Source organism: Streptomyces sp. G45, from assembly GCF_049542095.1.
Lineage (GTDB): Bacteria > Actinomycetota > Actinomycetes > Streptomycetales > Streptomycetaceae > Streptomyces.
Genome location: NZ_JBMUZU010000001.1, coordinates 7,438,685 through 7,459,294 on the forward strand (window position 1 = coordinate 7,438,685; position 20,610 = coordinate 7,459,294).

Genomic DNA, 20,610 nt, shown 5'->3' on the forward strand with positions numbered 1-20,610 from the left:
GCGATGGACGAGCACAAGGACAACCTCCGGGTGGGCTCGGCCGTACGGCGGCGCCGCCGCCAGCTTGAGCTCACCCTCGCGGTCGTCGCCGGGCGCAGCGGCCTGTCGGTGCCGTTCCTGAGCCAGGTGGAGAACGAGCGGGCCCGGCCCAGCATGCGCTCCCTGGAGCGGGTCGCCGACGCCCTCGGCACCACCGCCGTGGAGCTGCTGGCCGCCGCCGACCCGACCGGCACGGTCGACCTGGTGCGCGCCGCCGACGAGGTGAGCCTGGAGGGCGGCACGCCCGAGACGCACGTGCGGGACCTGGTGCGCGGCCACCACCAGCTGCACGCCTTCGAGTACGTGGGGGACCACGACGAGGGCCGCGAGTTCCAGCACCGCAACGACGAGCTGATGTACGTCATCGGCGGCGCCGTCGAGGTCGAGGCCGAGGGTCGCGCCTACCGCCTGGGGCCCGGGGACTCGCTGTACCTGACGGGCGGGGTGCGCCACCGGTGGCGGGCGACGGCCGCCGACGCGCGGGTCCTCGTCGTCGCCGTGGGAGACCACATCGAGGCCGTCGACGACCGGCGGCACTGAGCGGTGGCGGACACGCGGGTCGTCTCCCTGGTGCCGTCGCTGACCGAGGCGGTCGCCGTGACGGTGCCGGGCGCGCTGGTCGGCGCCACCGACTGGTGCAGCCACCCCGCGGACCTCGACGACCTCGGGGTGGTCCGCGTCGGCGGCACCAAGAACCCGGACGTGCCCGCGATCGTCGCGCTCGCCCCGGACCTGGTGATCGCCAACGAGGAGGAGAACCGCCCCGCCGACCTCGCGGCCCTGCGCGCCGCGGGCCTGGACGTCCTGGTCACCGAGGTGCGCGGCCTGGACCAGGCCTTCGCCGAGCTGGCGCGGGTCCTCGCGGCCTGCGGCGGCCCCGCGCGCCCGCCCTGGCTCGACCGGGCGGAGGCCGCCTGGCTCGACCCGGCGCGCCCGGCCATCAGACCGAGAGCGGCGGTGCCCATCTGGCGCAGGCCGTGGATGGTGCTCGGCCGGGACACGTTCGCGGGCGACCTGCTGGCCCGCCTCGGCGTGGACAACGCGTACGCCAGGCACGATGAGCGCTATCCCCGCGTGCCCCTGGACGACCTGCGCGCCGCCGACCTGGACCTGGTGGTCCTGCCGGACGAGCCGTACCGCTTCACGCGCGACGACGGCCCCGAGGCGTTCCCGGCGAGCGTGCCGGTCGCGCTGGTCAGCGGCCGCCACCTGACCTGGTACGGGCCGTCCCTCGCCGAGGCCCCCGCCGTGCTCAGCGCGGCGCTGCGAGCAGCCGTCCGCTGAGCAGGCCGCGAGCGGTCTGCGTCAGGGCCACCGCCCAGGCGGCCACAAGCAGGGCGAACAGGGCGACGGCCAGCCAGTCGTACGCGGCGAGGCCGGTGTGCCTGCCCAGGCCCTCGGCGCCCGTGACGCAGGTGCCCACGGGGAAGGTGAACGCCCACCAGGTCATCGCGAAGCCCATGCCCGCGCGCCGGGCGCGCACCACCAGCGCGGCCGCCAGGGCCAGCCACAGCAGCGCGAAGCCCAGCACCGGCACCCCGTACAGCGCGGCGAAGACGGCGAAGCCCTGGTCGTAGGGGGCGGGCAGCGGGCCCTGGGCGGCGTCGGCGAACTTGGCTGCGGCCGTCGTGGACTGGCCGAGCGGGCCCAGCACCAGGAACACGGTCGGGGTGAGCGCGAGCGGCAGCGCGGGACCCGTCACCAGGCGGCCGAAGATCAGCGGCAGCATGACCAGGGTGGCGAGCAGGCTCATGCCGAACATCGCGAAGCAGGCGTACAGCAGCGTCCGCTGAGCCTGCCCGGACGGCAGGTGCGGCACCAGGAGCGGGCCCACGGCCGCCGCGACCATGGGCGCCACGACGGGCAGCAGCCACACCGGCGACGCCTGCTCGGCGGTGATCCGGTGCCGGACCACCATCAGGTACGGGATCGCCACGGCCGCGGCCAGGCCGATCGCCGCACCGGCCGTGAACAGCGCCGCGTCCAGCGCCACCGCCGTGTCCAGGCCGATCCAGTCCCGGCCCGCGAGCACGGTGGCGGCGCCCACCGCGAGCAGCGCCATGGACAGACAGCCGTAGAACGGTGCCATCGCCGGGTCGAGGAGGTGCGCGCGGGCCTGGTCCCGGTGGTGGACCCAGTGCGCGGCGCGGGCGAGCAGCAGGGCGGTCAGCATCAGCAGGGCGAGCGCCCATATCGCCGCGCAGGCCGTGCGCAGGCCCGGTATCGCGCAGGGCAGCGCGACGCCCGCGTTGGCGATGATCGCGGTGCCCATGACGGCGGCGTACCAGTTGGGGCCGAGGTGGCGGACGGCGGCGCGGGCGGTGCCGGGGCGGGGGGCCGGGCGGAGGCGGGCGCGGGGGCGGCTGGGTGCTGCGGTGACCATGAGTCCACGGTGCGCCCGGCGGGGCGGCGCCAGTAGGGATCTTCGGGCTATGGGGGCATAACCTGGGCTTATGACCTCAGGTGCGTCGGATACGTCTACGTCGTATACGCCTACGTCGGCTACGTCTACGTCGGATACGTCCATGGGGGTGCGGCTCGCGCACCGGGTGCCGGACCTGGCCGCGCTTGAGCTGCTGCTCGCCGTGGCGCGCCTGGGGAGCCTCGGGCGGGCGGCGCGCGAGCTGGGCATCACCCAGCCCGCCGCGAGCGGACGCGTCCGGTCCATGGAGCGGCAGCTCGGCGTGGCCCTGGTGGACCGCTCGCCGCGCGGTTCGCGCCTGACGGAGGCCGGGGCGCTGGTCACCGACTGGGCGCGGCGGATCGTGGAGGCTGCGGAGGCCTTCGACGCGGGCGCGCAGGCGCTGCGGGACCGGCGGGACTCGCGGCTTCGGGTCGCCGCCAGCATGACCATCGCCGAGTACCTGCTGCCGGGCTGGCTGATCGCGCTGCGGGCGCGGCGGCCCGACACGGCCGTGTCGCTGCTCGCGGGGAACTCCGCGCAGGTCGCGCGGAAGCTGCTCGGCGGGGAGGCCGACCTGGGGTTCCTGGAGGGGGTCGGGGTGCCCGCCGGGCTCGACGCGGCCGTCGTCGGGCACGACCGGCTGCTGGTGGTGACCGCGCCGGGGCACCCCTGGGCGCGGCGGCGGGCGCCGCTCGGCGCCGCGGAGCTGGCGGCGACGCCGCTGATCCTGCGGGAGGAGGGCTCCGGCACCCGGCAGGTCCTCGACGCGGCGCTCGGCGGGCTGGCGGCGCCGCTGCTCGAGCTGTCCTCCACCACCGCCGTGAAGTCGGCCGCGGTCAGCGGGGCCGGGCCCGCCGTGCTCAGTGAGCTGGCGGTGGGGGAGGAGCTGGGGGCGGGGCGGCTCGTGCGGGTTCCCGTGGAGGGGATCCGGCTGCGGCGGGACCTGCGGGCGGTGTGGCCGACGGGGCACGTGCCGACCGGGCCCGCGCGGGAGCTGCTGGGGCTCACGCGGGGGGATCGGTAGGCGGGTGCCCCGCGGTGGGCGCCTGCGGCGCGTGCCCGCGGTGGGGCTGCCCGCGGTGGGGCTGCCCGGCGGCGGAAAGGGCGCCGTCCGTTGTGCCCACCCGTTCCGCCCCAGCGGAACGACCGCCCACAACGGCTACCGCACGGCTGCCGCCCGTACCAGCGCCGCCATCACCCGTGTGTCCGTGCCCATCTCGGGGTGCCACTGGACGCCCAGGACCCAGGTCCGGTCCGGGAGTTCGATGGCCTCCACGGTGCCGTCCTCGGCGTGGGCGCTGGGGCGCAGGCCGGTGCCGACGCGGTCCACGGCCTGGTGGTGGTAGGTGGGGACGTCCGTCGTCGCGTCCGGGACGATCGACGCGTACAGCGTGTCGGGGACCGGCTTGACCGGGTGGGTGCCGAAGACGCCGACGGACTCGGTGTGGCCGTCCAGGTGCTGGACCAGCGTGCCGCCGAGCGCGACGTTCAGCAGCTGCATGCCGCGGCAGATGCCGAGCAGCGGCGTGTCCGTCGCCAGCGCGGCCTCGATCAGGGCCAGTTCCCAGGCGTCCCGCTCCCGCGCGGGCGGCCCGGTGCGCTCCTCGCGGACCGCGCCGTACCGCTCGGGCGCCACGTCGGGGCCGCCCGAGACGACGAGGCCGTCGAGCCGGGCGACGACCTCGGCGGCGTACGCCGGATCGTCCGGCGGCAGCATCGACGCGAGGCCGCCCGCCGCCTGCACCAGGCGCGGATACCCGGCGGGCAGCAGCGCCGCGGGCAGCGCCCACACGCCCCAGCGGGCCTCGGCCTCCAGATACGTGCTCACGCCGATCAGGGGCCGCTTGCCGTTCCCGTTCACCGTCAACTCCTTCTCCCGTCCCTCTCTCGTCCTGCTCTCGTCCTGCTAGTTCCGTTCCAGTTCGGCCTCGGCCGCGGCGAGCGCGGCGAACTCCTCCTCGGGGGCCCGCGCCACCAGGTGCTTGCGGCTGTAGAGGCCGAAGTACGCGATCGCCACGACGTACACGCCGAGCGCGATGAGGGCCGCCGTCACGTCCACGAGGAACGTCGCCACCAGTGCCGCGCACGCCAGGACGAGCGCCACCGACGAGGTGAGGATTCCGCCGGGCGTGCGGTAGGGGCGGGCGAGGCCCGGCTCGCGGCGGCGCAGCACGATGTGCGACAGGGACATCAGGGCGTACGAGATCGTGGCGCCGAAGACGGCGACGTTCAGCATGCGCGGCCCGTCCCCGGTGGCGGCCGCCAGCGAGAAGCCGATCGCGCCCGGCACGAGCAGGCCCAGATAGGGCGCCTTGCGGCGGCTGGTCAGGGACAGGAAGCGGGGCAGGTAGCCCGCGCGGGACAGGGCGAACAGCTGCCGGGAGCCCGCGTAGATCAGGGAGAAGAACGACGCCACCAGGCCCGCGAGACCGGCGTAGTTGATGATCCGGCTCAGGGCCGTCTGCCGTCCGTCCGTCTTGAGCGCGTCCACCAGCGGGTTGCCCGTGGCCTGGATGGCGGCGGAGCCGCGCGCCCCGGCCGCGGCGAGGAAGGTGAGCAGCGCGAGCGCCACCAGGATGCCCATCGACCAGCGGATCGCACGGGGCAGCGTCCGCGCCGGGTCCTTCGTCTCCTCGGCGGCCAGTGGCACGCCCTCCACGCCCAGGAAGAACCACATGCCGAACGGGAACGCCGCCCAGATGCCGAGGATGCCCAGCGGCAGCCAGGAGTTGGCGCCGAACGCGCCGTGGTCCACGGGGATGTCGTTGAGCCGTGAGCCGTCGAACTCCCTGAGGGCGCCGACGGCGAAGACGAGCAGCGCGGCCACGGCGATGCCCGTGACGGCGAAGCTGAAGCGCAGCGCCTCGCCCACGCCCCACAGGTGGATGCCGATGAAGAGCGTGAAGCAGGCCAGGTAGACGGGCCAGCCGGACTCCAGGCCGAACAGGCCGAGGGACTCCACGTAGTCGCCGATGAAGATGGAGATCGCGGCGGGCGCCAGGACGTACTCGATGAGGATGGCCGTGCCCGTCAGGAAGCCGCCCAGGGGGCCGAGCGCGCGCCGGGCGAAGCCGTAGCCGCCGCCCGCCGTCGGCAGCACGGACGACAGCTCGGCCAGCGAGAACACCATGCACGTGTACATCAGGCCCATCAGCGCCATGGCGATGGCGAGGCCGCCGAAGCCGCCCTCCTTCAGGCCGGAGTTCCAGCCGGAGTAGTCACCGGAGACGACGTACGCGACGCCGAGGCCGGTGAGCAGTACCCAGCCCGCGTTGCCGCGGCGCAGGGCACGCCGCCGGAGGTAGTCGTCGCCCTCGTCGGCGGCACGTGGCTTGGCGGACTCCAGCGTCATGAGGGAGCTCCCCTGGGGCGGCGTTAATGGATTGGGGCCATACCTTTGCGGTGCGGGCGGGCAGAAATCAAGCCCCGTGCGCAACGTGCTGGTGAACCCGTGCCGCTCAGGTCAGGAAGCCGCGCAGCAGCGCCGCCGTGCCCGCGCAGTGCTCCCGCATGATCTCCCGCGCCCCGTCCGGGTCCCCGTCGAGCACGGCCTCCACCAGGGCGGTGTGCTGGCGCTGGGAGTGCTCCAGGTTGCGTACGAGCAGGGGGATGCAGTCCAGCAGGTCGTTGACGGTCGCGCGGACCGCCGCGTACTGCGCGGCGAGCGTCGGCGAGCCGGACAGCTCGGCCAGCGTGAGGTGCAGGAACGTGTCGCGCCTGCGGTAGTCGGCGAGCGGCGCGTCGTGGGTGTCCGCGAGGGCGGCGCGCAGGCGCCCGCCCTGCTCGTCGTCGAGGCCGTCGGCGCACAGACCGGCCGCGCCGACCTCCAGGACCTCGCGGAAGCGCAGCGCGTCCTCGACGTCGACGCCCCGGATGCGGCGGCGCAGCTCGTCCTCGCCCGGCGCCTCGGGGCGCGGGCGGACGAACGTGCCGCCGTAGCGCCCCCGCCGCGACTCCACGAGCCCCTGGTCCTGGAGGACCTTCAGGACCTCCCGCAGGGTGACCCGGCTGATGCCGAGCCGGTCGGCCAACTCCCGTTCCGACGGCAGCCGTTCGCCCCCGGGCACCAGGCCGAGGCGGACCACCTGGAGGATCTGCTCCAGGGCCTCCTCGAAGCCGTTGCCCGCCCGCACGGGCCGCAGTACCGTCGCGAGGCCGCCGTCGGCATCCGTGTGCGACATGTTGCCGGACCCCCTTCCCAAGCAATGGTTTCTCCCCATACCTTATGGCCACTCGGCTGACCCAAGGAGGCTTTTCCCGTGGCAGACCGCACACCCCCGCTCGGCGTCGAGGAGCTGAGAGCCCTCGTGGCGAGCGGCGAGATCGACACTGTCGTCCTGGCCTTCCCCGACATGCAAGGGCGGCTCCAGGGCAAGCGGTTCGCCGCCCGCTTCTTCCTCGACGAGGTCCTGGAGCACGGCACGGAGGGCTGCAACTACCTCCTGGCCGTCGACACGGAGATGAACACGGTCGACGGATACGCGATGTCCTCCTGGGAGCGCGGCTACGGCGACTTCGCCATGCACGCCGACCGGGCCACCCTGCGCCGGGTGCCCTGGAACGCGGGCACCGCCCTGCTCATCGCCGACCTGGCCTGGAGCGACGGCTCCCCGGTCGCCGCCGCCCCGCGCCAGATCCTGCGCCGCCAGCTGGACCGGCTCGCCGAGCACGGCTACACCGCGCACGTCGGCACCGAGCTGGAGTTCATCGTCTTCAAGGACACCTACGAACAGGCCTGGGACGCCGACTACCGGGGCCTGACCCCGGCGAACCAGTACAACATCGACTACTCCGTCCTCGGCACCGGCCGCATCGAGCCGCTGCTGCGCCGCATCCGCAACGAGATGGCCGCCGCGGGCCTGACCGTGGAGTCCGCCAAGGGCGAGTGCAACCCCGGCCAGCACGAGATCGTGTTCCGCTACGACGAGGCCCTCGTCACCTGCGACCAGCACGCCATCTACAAGACGGGCGCCAAGGAGATCGCCGCGCAGGAGGGCGTCTCGCTCACCTTCATGGCGAAGTACAACGAGCGCGAGGGCAACTCCTGCCACATCCACCTCTCGCTCCAGGACGCCGACGGCAACAACGCCATGGCCGGGGGCCCGGACGACCCCGGCGGCATGTCGCCCGTCATGCGGCACTTCCTCGCCGGACAGCTCGCCGCGCTGCGCGACTTCAGCCTGCTGTACGCGCCCAACATCAACTCCTACAAGCGCTTCCAGCCGGGCACCTTCGCCCCGACCGCCGCCGCCTGGGGCTACGACAACCGCACCTGTGCGCTGCGCGTCGTCGGCCACGGCCGCTCCCTGCGCTTCGAGAACCGCCTGCCCGGCGGCGACGTCAACCCGCACCTGGCCGTCGCCGGACTCGTCGCCGCGGGCCTGCACGGCATCGAGCAGGGCCTCGAACTGCCCGAGGCCTGCGAGGGCAACGCCTACACGGCCGACTACGCACACGTCCCGACGACCCTGCGCGAGGCCGCCGAGCTGTGGGAGAACAGCCCCATCGCCAAGGCCGCGTTCGGCGCCGACGTCGTCGCGCACTACCGCAACATGGCGCGGGTCGAGCTGGACGCCTTCGACTCCGCGGTGACCGACTGGGAGCTGCGCCGCTCCTTCGAACGCATGTGAGGCACGACTTGCTCGAACAACTCCAGGTACTCAACCCGGCCACGGAGGACGTCGTCGCGACCGTCCCCGCCGCCACCCCGGCCGACGTCGACGCGGCCGTCGCCCGCGCCGCCGCCGCGCAGACCGCGTGGGCCGCCGTCGCCCCCGCCGACCGCGCCCGCCTCCTGCGCCGCTTCGCGTCCGTCATCGACGGGCACATCGAGGAGCTGGCCCGCCTTGAGGTCCGCGAGGCCGGGCACGTCATCGGCAACGCCCGCTGGGAGGCGGGCAACGCCCGCGACCTGTTCGACTACGCGGCGGGCGGCGTCGAGCGCCTGAATGGCCGTCAGATCCCGGTGCCCGGCGGCCTGGACGTCACGATCCTCGAACCCCTCGGCGTCGTCGGCGTCATCGCGCCCTGGAACTTCCCCATGCCCATCGCCGCCTGGGGCACCGCCCCCGCGCTCGCGGCGGGCAACGCGGTCGTCCTCAAGCCCGCCGAGACCACCCCGCTCACCGCGCTGCGCCTGGCCGAACTCGCCCTGGAGGCGGGCCTGCCCGAGGGCCTGTTCCAGGTCCTGCCCGGCGAGGGTGCCGTCGCCGGGAACGCGCTCGTCGAGCACCCCGGCGTCGCCAAGATCGTGTTCACCGGATCGACGGGCGTGGGCAAGCGGATCATGGCCAAGTGCGCCGACCGGGTGAAGCGCCTGACCCTGGAACTCGGCGGCAAGAGCCCGAACATCGTCTTCGCCGACGCCGACGTGGAGGCCGCCGCCCTCGCCGCGCCCGGCTCGTTCCTCGACAACTCCGGGCAGGACTGCTGCGCCCGCACCCGCATCCTCGTCCAGGCTTCCGTCTACGACCGCTTCGTCGAGGTCCTGGCGCCCGTCGTCGAGTCGTACGTCGTCGGCGACCCGGCGGACGAGAAGACGCAGATGGGCCCGCTGATCTCCCGCGCCCAGCTGGAGCGGGTGCGCTCCTACGTGCCGTCCGGCACGGGCATCCGCGGCAGCGCCCCCGAGGGCCCCGGCTTCTGGTTCCCGCCGACCGTCCTCACCGACGCCGCCCCCACCTCGCCGGTCGCCGTCGAGGAGGTCTTCGGGCCGGTCGCCGTGGTGCTGCCGTTCGCGGACGAGGCCGAGGCGGTGCGCCTCGCCAACGCCACCGACTACGGCCTGTCGGGCTCCATCTGGACCCGGGACGTGGGCCGCGCGCTGCGCGTCTCCCAGGCCGTGCGCGCCGGGAACCTGTCCGTCAACTCGCACTCCAGCGTGCGCTATTGGACCCCCTTCGGCGGCTACGGCCAGTCCGGGCTCGGCCGCGAGCTGGGTCCGGACGCCCTCGCCGCCTTCACCGAAACCAAGAACGTCTTCATCAGCACGGAAGGGCCCGCCCAGTGACCGAGAACATCTGCCGTCGCCTCGTCGGCCGCACCGCCGTCATCACCGGCGCGGGCAGCGGCATCGGCCTCGCCACCGCCCGCCGCCTCGCCTCCGAGGGCGCCCACGTGGTCTGCGGCGACATCGACGAGACCGCGGGCAAGAAGGCCGCCGAGGACGTCGGCGGGACGTACGTGAAGGTCGACGTCACCGACGCCGAGCAGGTCGAGGCGCTGTTCAAGACGGCGTACGACACCTACGGCAGCGTCGACATCGCCTTCAACAACGCGGGCATCTCGCCGCCCGACGACGACTCCATCCTGGACACCGGCCTCGATGCCTGGAAGCGCGTCCAGGAGGTCAACCTCACCTCCGTGTACCTGTGCTGCAAGGCCGCCATCCCCTACATGCGCCGCCAGGGCAAGGGCTCCATCATCAACACCGCCTCCTTCGTGGCCCGCATGGGCGCCGCCACCTCGCAGATCTCGTACACCGCGTCCAAGGGCGGCGTGCTCGCGATGTCCCGGGAGCTGGGCGTGCAGTTCGCCCGCGAGGGCATCCGCGTGAACGCGCTGTGCCCGGGGCCGGTCAACACCCCGCTGCTCCAGGAGCTGTTCGCCAAGGACCCCGAGCGGGCCGCCCGCCGCCTGGTGCACATCCCCGTGGGTCGCTTCGCCGAGGCCGAGGAGATCGCCGCCGCGGTCGCCTTCCTCGCCAGCGACGACTCCGCGTTCGTGAACGCCACGGACTTCCTCGTCGACGGCGGTATCTCCGGCGCGTACGTCACGCCCCTGTAGTCCACCCCGACGTCACCCAGCCGACAGCCGGGCGTCATCCGACGCCCGGCTTTTCGGGATCAACAGGACACGGAGCACGGGGCGTCGACGGCCCCGTAACACTGCTGTAGCGTCCACGCACATGCGTAACAGAAACGTTCTGGCGCTGACGCTGGTCTCGGCCGCCGCCCTGGTGGCCGGGCCCGTCGCGCTCCCCGCTGCCGCCGCCACGGCCGCACCCGCGTCGCACCCCGGCGCCCACTGCCCCCAGCTGTCGAAGAAGCTCTCCTGGTACGGCGACAACCGCGCCCGCCTCCAGAAGGTCATCGACGAGCGGGGCACCTGCTCCAACCCGCACCTCGACCACGGCACGCACAAGCGCCCCGTCGCCGCGTTCGACTGGGACAACACGGTCGTCAAGAACGACGTCACCGACGCCACCATCAGCTGGGCGCTCCGGCACGACAAGATCCTGCGCCCCAAGAGCTGGAAGTCCTCCAGCAAGTGGATGACGGACGCGGGCCACCGCGCCCTCACCCGGGCCTGCGGCACCACCGTGCCCGTCGGCAAGCCGCTGCCCACCTCCACGAACACCGCCTGCGCCGACGAGATCCTCCAGATCCGCGAGGACGGCACCACCATGAGCGGCGCCGCCGCGTTCGCCGGGACCTGGAACCACCGGCGCACCGTCCCGCAGTACGCCTGGGTGCCCCAGCTGTTCGCCGGACACACCGTCAAGGAGGTGGAGTCGTACGCGAAGAAGGCCCGCACGGAGGCCCTCGCCGCGCCCGTCGGCACCACCCGCACCATCGGCAGCCACACCGTGCCCGGCTACGCCCGCTACTACGACCAGCAGCGCGACCTGATCCGCACCCTGAAGAAGGCCGGATTCGACGTCTACATCGTCTCCGCGGGCTCCGAGCCCGTCGCCGAGGTGTGGTCGCGCGGCGTCGGCATCGACCGGAAGCACACCATCGCGATCCGCTCCGTCCTGGACCGCGAGGGCCGCATCACCACCTGGAACCAGGGCTGCGGCGGCGTCGGCGCCAACAAGGGCGAGGTCATCCCGTACATCGACGGCAAGCGCTGCTTCATCAACCAGGAGATCTACAAGGTCAAGGGCGACAAGGCCTGGGACAAGCAGCGCTGGAGCAAGCGCATCGCGGTCGGCGGCGGCGACGCCGACACCGACGTGACCTTCGTCGGCGACGCCACCGGCGCCCACCTGGTCCTGAACCGCAACAAGGGCGAGTTCATGTGCCGGGCCTACGACAACGCCGACGGCCGCTGGGTGATCAACCCGATGTTCATCGAGCCGCTGCCGCGCAAGCAGGGCACCTACCCGTGCTCGACGTCCGCGTACAACGAGCCCGACGGCCGCAAGGGCCCCGTCCTGCGCGAGGACGGCTCCGTGGTCCCCGACCAGACGGACCGGGTGTACTGACGCTCCGCGCGCATCCGCCGGCGGCGGCCGGACGCAGGTGTACCGGCCGCCGCGGCACGCCCTAGAGTGCCGGGATGAGCATGTCGCCCCCGCCCGGCTGGTACCCGGACCCGTCCACGCCCGGCGTCGAGCGCTGGTGGGACGGGTCCGCGTGGAGCGAGCACCGGCGCACGCCCGCCGACCTGCCGCCCACGGCGCCGGGACTGCCGGGCCTCGACCCCGCCCTGGTCCAGCCGCCGTCCACCGGCGGCGGCGCCCGCGCCCGGGTCATCGCGCTCAGCACGGCCGCGGCCGTCCTGATCGCCGCCATCGTCACGGGCGTCCTCGTGCTCCAGGACGACGACGGCGACCCCACCGCCGGGCCCCCGCCCAGCACCTCGCAGCCGCCCTCGCCCGACCCGACCACCTCGGCGCCCGAGCCGACGACCTCCGCGTCCGACCCGGACCCGGACACCCTCGTCGACCAGCTCAACGGCATCACCCTGCCCGTGCCCGACGGCTGGGAGAAGGCGGACAACGTCGTCGGCGACGAACTGACCCTCCACACACCGGACACCTACGACTGCCCCGGCGACACCGGCTTCTGCCGCCACGGCAGCATCAGCACCCGCACGGTCACCGGCACCGACGAGCGCTCACCCCGCAAGCTGGCCCGCGCCGACATCGCCGACGCCGCCGACGCCGCGTACGACCACGACACCCTGGACCGCAAGCCGTTCGGCGGCATCACGAGCCACCGGCAGGTCAAGAGCGGTACCGTCGCCGTCGCGGGCCGCGGCGGCTACTTCGTCCGCTGGCGCGTCCACACCGCCAAGGGCCCCGGCGGCTACGTCCAGTCCCTCGCGTTCCCCTCCAGCACCGGCTCCGAGGCCATGGTCATCGTCCGCTTCCACCTCGACGCGAGCGACGAGGCGCCGCCGCTGTCCGACTTCGACGAGGTCATCGACGGCATCAGGCCGGTCGGCGACAGCGAGATGGGCGGCGGAGTGGGCAGCAGCGTGGGGCCGACGCCGTAGCGGCGCGGGCCGAAGGGCGGGCGGCCCAAGGGGCGTCCGGGTCGGCGTCGGCCCAACGGGCGCGCGGGCCCGGGTCACAGGAACGTGCGGCCCTCACCCCGGTACGTGGGGACCACGGCCGTGACGCGGTCGTCCTCCACCAGGTGCAGCTCCGCGAAGCGCTCGCACAGCTCGCCCGCCTTGGCGTGGCGGAACCAGACCTTGTCACCGATCCGCAGGTCGTCCGCCGCCGGGCCGAGCAGCGGGGTCTGCACCTCGCCCGCGCCCTCCTGCGGGTCGTACCGCAGCCCCTCGGGCAGGTACGGCACCGGCGACCGGTCCGCCCCCGCCACCCCGGAGGCCGGATAGCCGCCGCCGAGCACCGTCACCACCCCCGGCCCCGGCCTGCGCACCACCGGCAGGCCGAACAGCGCCGCCGGACGCCCGCTGAACGACGTGTAGTGGTCGAAGAGCCGCGGTACGTACAGCCCCGACCCGGCGGCCACCTCGGTGACCGCGTCCTCCGCCGCCGTGTGCTGCACGCTGCCCGTGCCGCCGCCGTTGACGAACTCCAGGTCCGGCACCGCCTCCCGCACCGCGCGGATCGTCTCCGCCCGCCGCGCCGCCAGCTCCCTGCGGGCCGCGGACTGCATCACCCGGACCGCCCGCGACCGCGCCGGGCGCCCCGCCACGTCGTCGCCGACCCCGGCCACATGGCCCTCGTACGCCATCACGCCCACGAGCCGGAACCCCCGCCTGCGGCCGATCGCCCGCGCCAGCGCCGCCACTTGGGCCGGGTCGTGCAGCGGCGAGCGCCGCGCCCCGACCCGCACCCGGCCCTTGAGCAGGTGCAGGGAGGTGTCCAGCTCCAGGCACACCCGCAGCTCCTCACGGCCGCCGCCGCGCGCCGCGTCGATCAGGTTCAGCTGCGCCGGGTCGTCCACCATCACCGTCACGGCCGCCGCCAGCTTCGGATCGGCGGCCAGCTCGGCGAACGCGGCGCGGTCCGCCGACGGATAGGCCAGCAGCACGTCGTCGAAGCCGGAGCGGGCCAGCCACAGCGACTCGGCCAGCGTGAACGACATGACCCCGGCGAAGCCGTCCCGGGCGAGCACCCGCTCCAACAGGGCCCGGCAGCGCACGGACTTGCTGGCCACCCGGATCGGCTTGCCGCCCGCCCTGCGCGTCAGATCGGCGGCGTTGGCGTCGAACGCCGCCAGGTCCACGAGGGCGAGGGGCGCGTCATGGGCGGCGGTGGCCCGGTCGTAGCGGGCCCGGTCAGTGGCCCGGTCAGTGGCCCGGTCAGCGGCACGGTCAGCGGCCCTGTGCGTGGCTCTGTCTGCGGCTCGGCCTGTCATGGGCGCAGCCTGCCAGACGCGGCTACCCGAGGGTAGGGGGATGATCCGGGCAGATCACCCGGTGGCCAGGACTGGGTTCCCGTGGCGGTCATGTCAGCCCGTAGAGTGACGCGCACGCAGGGAGCGCGCGACGCGACGGAAACGGGGGGTGCATGAGCACGGAGGCGCGACGGCCCCCCGTCCCCCCACGTCCGGGCACGCCACCAGGGGTGCCGCCGCAGGACGCCGCCGACGTGCCGGACCCGGCGGACACCCCGGCGCCACCGCCCCCGCCCGCCAGCGCCCGCTTCCCCGACGCACGCCCTCCGGCCGCGCCGGGCCCCCGCGTCACCGCCCCGCGCGGCGCCCCCGACGAGTCGCCCGACGCGATACTGGCCGGTCTGCTGGCCCCCTTCGACCGGGCACGGCCCCGGACCGCGGACGCGGACGCCACTGCCGCCGACGAGCCCGACGAGCCCGACGAGCCCGCGGAGCCGGTGCCCGGGCCGGACGGCGCTCCCGCGGCGGATTCACCGGACGCCGCCTCGGACGCGGCTTCGGACGCCGCCTCGGACGCGGCTTCGGACGCCGCCTCGGAGGAGGCCGGGGGCGCCGACGCCGCCGCGGTGCCCGGTGCGGGGCAGGCGCCTCCGCCGCCGCCCGCCTCAGCGCGGCTGCCCGACGCCCCGCCGCGGCCCGCGGCCGCCCCGTCCGTGCCGCCGCCGCGGCCCGCCACGCCCCCGCGCCCGGCCGCCGACGCCCCGCACGCGGCGGAGAGCGACCGCCCGCCCGTCCCGACTCCCGCCGCCCGCAGGCCCGTCGGGTCGGTCGACCTGCGGCCGCGCCCCGACGCGGGGCGCCCCTTCGTGTTCCTCGCGCGGCCCACCCTGTACGACGACACCACCACCCGGCTGCGCCCCGTCCGCGCCTGGCTGAGGCCGCGCCTGGCCGCCGCCGTCGGCTGCGCCGTGCTCGGGCTCGGCCTGATCGGCGGGGCCGTGACGGGGAGTTGGCTGACCGGCGAGCCGGACGCCGCCGGGACCCGGGACGCGTACGCGCGGGCCGGGCAGCTGTGGCACAGCGTGCCCGTCGACGACCTGTTCCCGCCGACCCTCGCGGGCGACGGCGCGGGCCCCGGCGGCGCCGACCGCACCTGGAACCGGGTCGCCGTCGCCCCCGACAGCGGCTGCCAGGGCGCCTTCGACCCGCTGCTGCGCAAGGCGCTCGCGCCCGTCGGCTGCCTGCGGCTGCTGCGCGCCACCTACGCCGACGCCACCCGCAGCCACGTCACCACCGTCGGCCTGCTGTTCACCAAGGCCGACGCCGACGCGATGAGCGCCCTGCGCGCCCGCTTCACCGACCAGGGACTCGACCGGCGCACCGACCTGATGCCCCGTCCGTACGCCGTGGACGGCACCGTCGCCGCCCGGTTCGGCGACGCGCAGCGGGCCACCTGGAGCCTGTCCGTGCTGCCGGACGCGCCCGTCGTCGCGTACGCCGTCTCCGGGTTCGCCGACGGCCGTGTGGTCACCGAGCCGGAGCCCGCCGCCGACGCGGTACGGGCCGGGGCCACGTCGGCGCCCGCGCAGTCCGGGCTCGGCAACGACGCCAAGGGCATCGCCGACCGCGTCGAGCGCGGCCTGCGCAAGACCGCCACCGCGGACCCGGAGCGGCCCTGATGACCCCCCGCAGAACCACCGCCCCCGCGGTCACCGCGCTCGCCGCGCTCCTCGCGCTGCTGCCCGCCGCTCCCGCGTACGCCGACGACGGCATCCGCGCCCAGCAGTGGGCCCTCGACGTGATGGACACCGACGAGGTCTGGCGCACGACCAAGGGCGAGGGCGTCACCGTCGCCGTCCTCGACACCGGCGTCGACGGCTCGCACCCCGACCTGCGGGACAACGTGCTGCCCGGCCGGGACATGGTCGGCTTCGGCGCCCGCCGCGGCGACCGCACCTGGGCGCGGCACGGCACCGCCATGGCGGGGATCGTCGCGGGCCACGGGCACGGCGCCGGGCGCGGCGACGGCGTCCTCGGGATCGCCCCCGAGGCGCGGATCCTGCCGGTGCGGGTGATCCTCGAAGACGGCGACCCGGCCCGCAAGCGGGCCCGCTCCACCCGCGGCAACGCCCTCGCCGAGGGCATCCGCTGGGCCGTCGACCACGGCGCCGACGTCATCAACCTCTCCCTCGGCGACGACTCCAAGTCCGCGCACCCCGAACCGGCCGAGGACGCCGCCGTCCAGTACGCCCTGAAGAAAGGTGCCGTCGTCGTCGCCTCCGCGGGCAACGGCGGCGAGCGCGGCGACCACATCTCCTACCCGGCCGCGTACCCCGGCGTGATCGCCGCGACCGCCGTCGACGAGAACGGGGAGCGGGCCTCGTTCTCCACCCGCCGCTGGTACGCCACGGTGAGCGCGCCCGGCGACGACATCGTGATCGCCGACCCCGACCGCAAGTACTACGAGGGGTGGGGTACGAGCGCGGCCGCCGCCATGGTCTCCGGTGCCGTCGCGCTGATCCGCGCGGCGCACCCCGGGCTGTCCCCGGCGCAGATCAAGAAGCTCCTCCAGGACACCGCCCGCGACGCGCCCGCGGGCGGTCGGGACGACTCGCGCGGCTTCGGGCTCATCGACCCGGCGACGGCGTTGCGGCGTGCCGCCAAGCTGAAGCCGGATTCCCTGCGGGCGGCGGCCCAGGGTGCCGGGCCCCGGTACTTCGGGCCCGGGCCCACCGCGGCGCGGCCCGCCGACGACTCCGGCGGCTGGCTGGGCCCGGCGGCGGGCACGCTGGGGGTGGCTCTGCTGGCCACCGCCACGTACCTCTGGCGCGGGCGCCCCCAACGCCACCGCTGACCCCTGACGTTCCCGCCGCCCACCGGGGCGCCCCCTGCCCCACCCACCCCATGCGCTTCCGCCGCCCACCGGGATGCCCCCTGTCCCACCCACCCACCCCATGCGCTTCCGCTGGCCACCGGGACGCCCCCTGCCCCGCCACCCCTGACGCCTCCGTCCCGCCGCTGCGCGGCGGCATCTCCCCGCCCGCCCTCCCTATGCGCTTCCGTCGGGGTGGGTGGGGGTGCCCCCCGGCTGGCAGGCCGCAGACGCCGACGGCGAGTTGCCCCGACGGGGGGCGTTGAGCGTGGAGCTTGGGGGTGACGGGTGGGCGGGTGGGAGGGGTTCCGTCGCGGTAGCGGCGGGCTTCCCGCGGGTGCCGATGGTGGGTGACCCCGACGGGGGGCGTTGAGCGTGGAGCTTGGGGGTGACGGGTGGGCGGGTGGGAGGGGTTCCGCCGCGGTAGCGGCGGGCTTCCCGCGGGCGCCGACGGCGGGTGACCCCCACGGGGGGCGTTGAGCGTGGAGCTTGGGGTGACGGGTGGGCGGGTGGGAGAGGTTCCGCCGCGGTAGCGGCGGGCTTCCCGCGGGTGCCAACGGCGGGTGACCCCCACGGGGGGCGTTCACCGTGGAACTCGGGGGTGACGGGTGGGCGGGTGGGGCTCGCGGGCACCGGCGGCGGGTGAACCCCACGGGGGACGTTCGCCGCGTGGGGCAGGGGACGCGTCGGAGGCGACGGGGCGACCGCACGGTGGGCCCCCGCGGAGCGCCCCGTATCGTCGTACCCCGTGACGAGGACGAACCAGAAGAACATCCCGAACCCCGGCTTCGCCGACGACGACGGCTCGGCCGACCCGGCGCTGAGGGCGGCCCTGGAGACCTGGTCCGAGGACCGTACGCCCGAGGCCCACGGCCAGGTACTCGCCGCGCTGGTGGGCGCCCGCCTCCTCGTCCCGGTCGTCGCCGTCCTCGGCGAGGTGGAGGAGGACGAGAACGGCCTGAAGCGGGAGAAGACCAGCGACATGGCGGTGCCCACGCTCAAGGCGGGGCACCGCACCGCGCTGCCCGCCTTCACGTCCACCGAGGCGCTCGCCCTGTGGGACCCGGCGGCCCGCCCCGTCGCCGTACCCCTGCGCCAGGCCCTCCAGGCGGCGGCGCACGAGAAGGCCGACACGATCGTCCTGGACCTCGCGGGCCCTGTGCCCTACGAGCTGAACCGCGCCGCCCTGATCGCCCTCGCCGAGGGCCGCCACAGCACCGACGCGCTCACCGACCCGGCGGTCACCGCGGCCGTCCGCGCCGTCGTCGCCGCCGAGCCCGCCGTTCAGCGCGCCCACCTCGGCCCGGGGACGGCCGACGGCACCCTCGCCCTGGTGCTCGACCCGGCCGCCGCGCCCGCGGAGGCGGTGCGGCGGGTCGCGCGGGCGCTCGCCGCAGACGACACGCTGAGGGCCCGCCTGGTGCGCGGCCTCGACCTGGCGCTGCTGCCGGTCGAGGCCACGCCGCCGGGCGAGCCCCTCTACGTACGGAACTGAGGCCTCAGCCGAAGACCGGGCCCGTGTACTTCTCGCCCGGGCCCTGGCCCGGCTCGTCCGGCACGACCGAGGCCTCGCGGAAGGCGAGCTGGAGCGACTTCAGGCCGTCCCGCAGGGGAGCGGCGTGGAAGGAGCTGACCTCCGTCGCGCTGGCGTCGAGGAGTCCGGCCAGGGCCTGGATCAGCTTGCGGGCCTCGTCCAGGTCCTTGTGGGCCTCGCCCTCCTCGGCGAGGCCCAGGTTCACCGCCGCCGCGCTCATCAGGTGGACCGCGACGGTCGTGATCACCTCGACGGCGGGGACGTCCGCGATGTCGCGGGTCATGGCGTCGAAGTCGGGGTTCCCGGCGCTCTCGCCAAGGGAGGCCTCAGGGGTCGCGGAGGGGGCGGGGCTCGTGTCACTCATGCCCCACACCCTAGGCGGCGCCGTCGGCCGTTAGCCCCACCCCCCGGTACCTGCTAACCTTGGGTGACGACCGGCCGGACGCCCACGTCTCGACGAGGGATCCGGCCCACAAGTGGAGGCTCCGATCTCCCACCTTGCCGCTCCCCGAGCGGCGGGTCACCGGTCAGGCGGCCGAAGCCCCCGTGCGACGGCCCGCCCGATGCGCCCCGCGATCACCGCGGAGGTGCTCCGGTAGCTGTGCGGAGCCCCTTCTGTGATCAGTCGGGGCATTTTTCGTGCGCCGACACGGTTAGGTCGTACGCATACAGACGTTACGCGGCTGTCCGCCAGACCGTCGCGTGGTGCTACCGAGGAGGATCCATCAGCGCCGAGCCCCGCATCAACGACCGGATTCGCGTTCCCGAGGTGCGACTTGTCGGTCCCAGCGGCGAGCAGGTCGGGATTGTTCCGCTTGCCAAGGCCCTGGAGCTTGCGCAGGAGTACGACCTGGACCTGGTCGAGGTCGCGGCGAACGCCCGTCCGCCCGTGTGCAAGCTCATGGACTACGGGAAGTTCAAGTACGAGTCGGCCATGAAGGCCCGTGAGGCGCGCAAGAACCAGGCGCACACGGTCATCAAGGAGATGAAGCTCCGGCCGAAGATCGACCCGCACGACTACGACACCAAGAAGGGTCACGTCGTCCGGTTCCTCAAGCAGGGCGACAAGGTCAAGATCACGATCATGTTCCGTGGTCGCGAGCAGTCCCGGCCGGAGCTCGGCTTCCGGCTGCTGCAGCGCCTCGCGGAGGACGTCCAGGACCTCGGGTTCATCGAGTCGAACCCGAAGCAGGACGGCCGCAACATGATCATGGTCCTCGGTCCGCACAAGAAGAAGACCGAGGCGATGGCCGAGGCCCGTGAGGCCCAGGCGGCTCGCAAGGCCGAGGCGAAGGCCAACCCTGGCAAGTCGCAGAACGCCGCCGAGGGCGAGCTTTCCGAGGCCCCGGCCGAGGCTTCCGCCGAGGCCTGATCCCCGGACGCGAGTCCAGGGATGCCAACCGAACACATGACGCTCCCGGATGCCCGGTTTCGCGACCGGGCATCGGAGCGCCACTGACGAGGAGAGAACGGCGCTATGCCGAAGAACAAGACGCACAGCGGTGCCAGCAAGCGCTTCAAGGTCACCGGCTCCGGCAAGGTGCTCCGCGAGCGCGCCGGCAAGCGCCACCTGCTCGAGCACAAGTCGTCCCGCCTGACGCGTCGCCTCACGGGCAACGCCGAGATGGCTCCGGCCGACGCCAAGAAGATCAAGAAGCTTCTCGGCAAGTGACGTCGCGGCCCCCGGTGACGGGGGCCACGCGACGCCAGGACCGGGACATCAGTCGAACCGGGCCGTGTGACGACCACCACGGCCCCGCTACAAGGAGTTAACAAGTGGCACGCGTCAAGCGGGCAGTCAACGCCCACAAGAAGCGCCGGGCGATCCTCGAAGCTGCCAGCGGCTACCGCGGTCAGCGCTCGCGCCTGTACCGCAAGGCGAAGGAGCAGGTCACCCACTCCCTCGTCTACAACTACAACGACCGCAAGAAGCGCAAGGGCGACTTCCGCCAGCTCTGGATCCAGCGCATCAACGCCGCTGCCCGCCAGAACGGCATCACCTACAACCGCTTCATCCAGGGTCTGAAGGCCGCCAACATCGAGGTGGACCGCAAGATCCTTGCCGAGCTGGCCGTGAACGACGCGAACGCCTTCGCGGCGCTCGTCGAGGTGGCCCAGAAGGCGCTGCCGTCGGACGTCAACGCCCCCAAGGCCGCGTGACGTTGCACTGAGCTTGAGCAGTGACGGGACCCGCAGGCCGTGTGCCTGCGGGTCCCGTCAC

General features: G+C 74.3%; 20 protein-coding genes. 14 read left to right on the forward strand and 6 right to left on the reverse strand.

Annotated features, from left to right (window positions below; all coding sequences use genetic code 11):
- Positions 1-3 precede the first annotated feature (3 nt).
- Together ACOBQU_RS31550 and ACOBQU_RS31555 are read left to right on the forward strand one after the other, a co-directional pair.
- The gene (locus tag ACOBQU_RS31550; protein ID WP_423634839.1) at positions 4-579 is read left to right on the forward strand and encodes a helix-turn-helix domain-containing protein; all 576 of its coding nucleotides are present in this window, start codon (positions 4-6) and stop codon (positions 577-579) included.
- Between the two features lie 3 nt (positions 580-582).
- A complete protein-coding gene (locus ACOBQU_RS31555) occupies positions 583-1,323 on the forward strand; it encodes a helical backbone metal receptor (RefSeq protein ID WP_423631790.1) in 741 nt (246 codons plus the stop codon).
- Here the strand turns inward: ACOBQU_RS31555 and ACOBQU_RS31560 are convergent.
- The gene (locus ACOBQU_RS31560) at positions 1,292-2,422 is read right to left on the reverse strand and encodes a TDT family transporter (protein WP_423631792.1); all 1,131 of its coding nucleotides are present in this window, start codon (positions 2,420-2,422) and stop codon (positions 1,292-1,294) included. The two genes, ACOBQU_RS31555 and ACOBQU_RS31560, sit on opposite strands and share 32 nt — an antisense overlap.
- Before the next feature lie 142 nt (positions 2,423-2,564).
- Here ACOBQU_RS31560 and ACOBQU_RS31565 point away from each other — a divergent pair, with 142 nt between their 5' ends.
- Positions 2,565-3,467, forward strand: a complete 903-nt coding sequence (locus ACOBQU_RS31565) for a LysR family transcriptional regulator (protein WP_423631794.1) — start codon at positions 2,565-2,567, stop codon at positions 3,465-3,467.
- A gap of 135 nt (positions 3,468-3,602) precedes the next feature.
- On the opposite strand, the gene ACOBQU_RS31570 is transcribed toward ACOBQU_RS31565, so the two are convergent.
- From ACOBQU_RS31570 to ACOBQU_RS31580, 3 genes are all read right to left on the reverse strand, one after another.
- The gene (locus ACOBQU_RS31570) at positions 3,603-4,304 is read right to left on the reverse strand and encodes a gamma-glutamyl-gamma-aminobutyrate hydrolase family protein (protein ID WP_423631796.1); all 702 of its coding nucleotides are present in this window, start codon (positions 4,302-4,304) and stop codon (positions 3,603-3,605) included.
- A 45-nt stretch (positions 4,305-4,349) separates the two neighbouring features.
- Positions 4,350-5,795, reverse strand: coding sequence for an ethanolamine permease (eat, locus tag ACOBQU_RS31575; RefSeq protein WP_423631798.1), 1,446 nt, complete (start codon positions 5,793-5,795; stop codon positions 4,350-4,352).
- Positions 5,796-5,901: 106 nt separating this feature from the next.
- Entirely contained in the window at positions 5,902-6,624 is a 723-nt protein-coding gene (locus tag ACOBQU_RS31580; RefSeq protein WP_423631800.1) for a FadR/GntR family transcriptional regulator, read from the reverse strand.
- A gap of 78 nt (positions 6,625-6,702) precedes the next feature.
- Here ACOBQU_RS31580 and ACOBQU_RS31585 point away from each other — a divergent pair, with 78 nt between their 5' ends.
- The 5 genes from ACOBQU_RS31585 (at position 6,703) to ACOBQU_RS31605 (ending at position 12,667) form a co-directional block, all read left to right on the forward strand.
- On the forward strand, positions 6,703-8,073 hold the full coding sequence (locus tag ACOBQU_RS31585; RefSeq protein ID WP_423631802.1) for a glutamine synthetase family protein: 1,371 nt from the start codon (positions 6,703-6,705) through the stop codon (positions 8,071-8,073).
- A complete protein-coding gene (locus ACOBQU_RS31590; protein ID WP_423634841.1) occupies positions 8,040-9,452 on the forward strand; it encodes an aldehyde dehydrogenase family protein in 1,413 nt (470 codons plus the stop codon). The genes ACOBQU_RS31585 and ACOBQU_RS31590 overlap by 34 nt, the downstream gene beginning before the upstream one ends.
- Positions 9,449-10,228 (forward strand): 3-oxoacyl-ACP reductase, encoded by a 780-nt coding sequence (locus tag ACOBQU_RS31595; protein WP_423631804.1) that lies wholly within the window; start codon positions 9,449-9,451, stop codon positions 10,226-10,228. Before ACOBQU_RS31590 ends, ACOBQU_RS31595 begins: the two co-directional genes overlap by 4 nt.
- A 121-nt stretch (positions 10,229-10,349) precedes the next feature.
- Positions 10,350-11,651 carry a haloacid dehalogenase-like hydrolase gene (locus tag ACOBQU_RS31600; RefSeq protein WP_423631805.1) on the forward strand — a complete coding sequence of 434 codons (1,302 nt, stop codon included), beginning with the start codon at positions 10,350-10,352 and terminating at the stop codon, positions 11,649-11,651.
- A 74-nt stretch (positions 11,652-11,725) separates the two neighbouring features.
- Complete coding sequence (locus ACOBQU_RS31605) at positions 11,726-12,667, forward strand: DUF2510 domain-containing protein (RefSeq protein WP_423631807.1); 942 nt, start codon at positions 11,726-11,728, stop codon at positions 12,665-12,667.
- 74 nt (positions 12,668-12,741) lie between these two features.
- Here ACOBQU_RS31605 and ACOBQU_RS31610 read toward each other — a convergent pair whose 3' ends face one another.
- The gene (locus ACOBQU_RS31610; protein WP_423631809.1) at positions 12,742-14,004 is read right to left on the reverse strand and encodes an amino acid deaminase/aldolase; all 1,263 of its coding nucleotides are present in this window, start codon (positions 14,002-14,004) and stop codon (positions 12,742-12,744) included.
- Positions 14,005-14,213: 209 nt separating this feature from the next.
- On the opposite strand from ACOBQU_RS31610, the gene ACOBQU_RS31615 reads away from it, so the two are divergent.
- The 3 genes from ACOBQU_RS31615 to ACOBQU_RS31625 all read left to right on the forward strand — a co-directional run bounded on the left by ACOBQU_RS31615 (position 14,214) and on the right by ACOBQU_RS31625 (position 18,350).
- Positions 14,214-15,662: a hypothetical protein gene (locus ACOBQU_RS31615; protein WP_423631811.1), complete on the forward strand. Its 1,449-nt coding sequence runs from the start codon at positions 14,214-14,216 to the stop codon at positions 15,660-15,662.
- The gene (gene mycP / locus ACOBQU_RS31620; RefSeq protein WP_423631813.1) at positions 15,662-16,837 is read left to right on the forward strand and encodes a type VII secretion-associated serine protease mycosin; all 1,176 of its coding nucleotides are present in this window, start codon (positions 15,662-15,664) and stop codon (positions 16,835-16,837) included. The genes ACOBQU_RS31615 and mycP overlap by 1 nt, the downstream gene beginning before the upstream one ends.
- A 766-nt stretch (positions 16,838-17,603) precedes the next feature.
- Entirely contained in the window at positions 17,604-18,350 is a 747-nt protein-coding gene (locus tag ACOBQU_RS31625; RefSeq protein ID WP_423631815.1) for an SseB family protein, read from the forward strand.
- Positions 18,351-18,354: 4 nt separating this feature from the next.
- On the opposite strand, the gene ACOBQU_RS31630 is transcribed toward ACOBQU_RS31625, so the two are convergent.
- Positions 18,355-18,753 (reverse strand): DUF1844 domain-containing protein, encoded by a 399-nt coding sequence (locus ACOBQU_RS31630; protein WP_423631816.1) that lies wholly within the window; start codon positions 18,751-18,753, stop codon positions 18,355-18,357.
- Between the two features lie 360 nt (positions 18,754-19,113).
- Between ACOBQU_RS31630 and infC the strand changes: the two genes are divergently transcribed.
- From infC to rplT, 3 genes are all read left to right on the forward strand, one after another.
- Positions 19,114-19,761, forward strand: a complete 648-nt coding sequence (gene infC / locus ACOBQU_RS31635; RefSeq protein ID WP_423634843.1) for a translation initiation factor IF-3 — start codon at positions 19,114-19,116, stop codon at positions 19,759-19,761.
- Between the two features lie 105 nt (positions 19,762-19,866).
- Entirely contained in the window at positions 19,867-20,061 is a 195-nt protein-coding gene (rpmI, locus tag ACOBQU_RS31640; RefSeq protein ID WP_125499424.1) for a 50S ribosomal protein L35, read from the forward strand.
- A 104-nt stretch (positions 20,062-20,165) separates the two neighbouring features.
- Complete coding sequence (rplT, locus tag ACOBQU_RS31645; protein ID WP_423631818.1) at positions 20,166-20,549, forward strand: 50S ribosomal protein L20; 384 nt, start codon at positions 20,166-20,168, stop codon at positions 20,547-20,549.
- Positions 20,550-20,610: the final 61 nt, after the last annotated feature.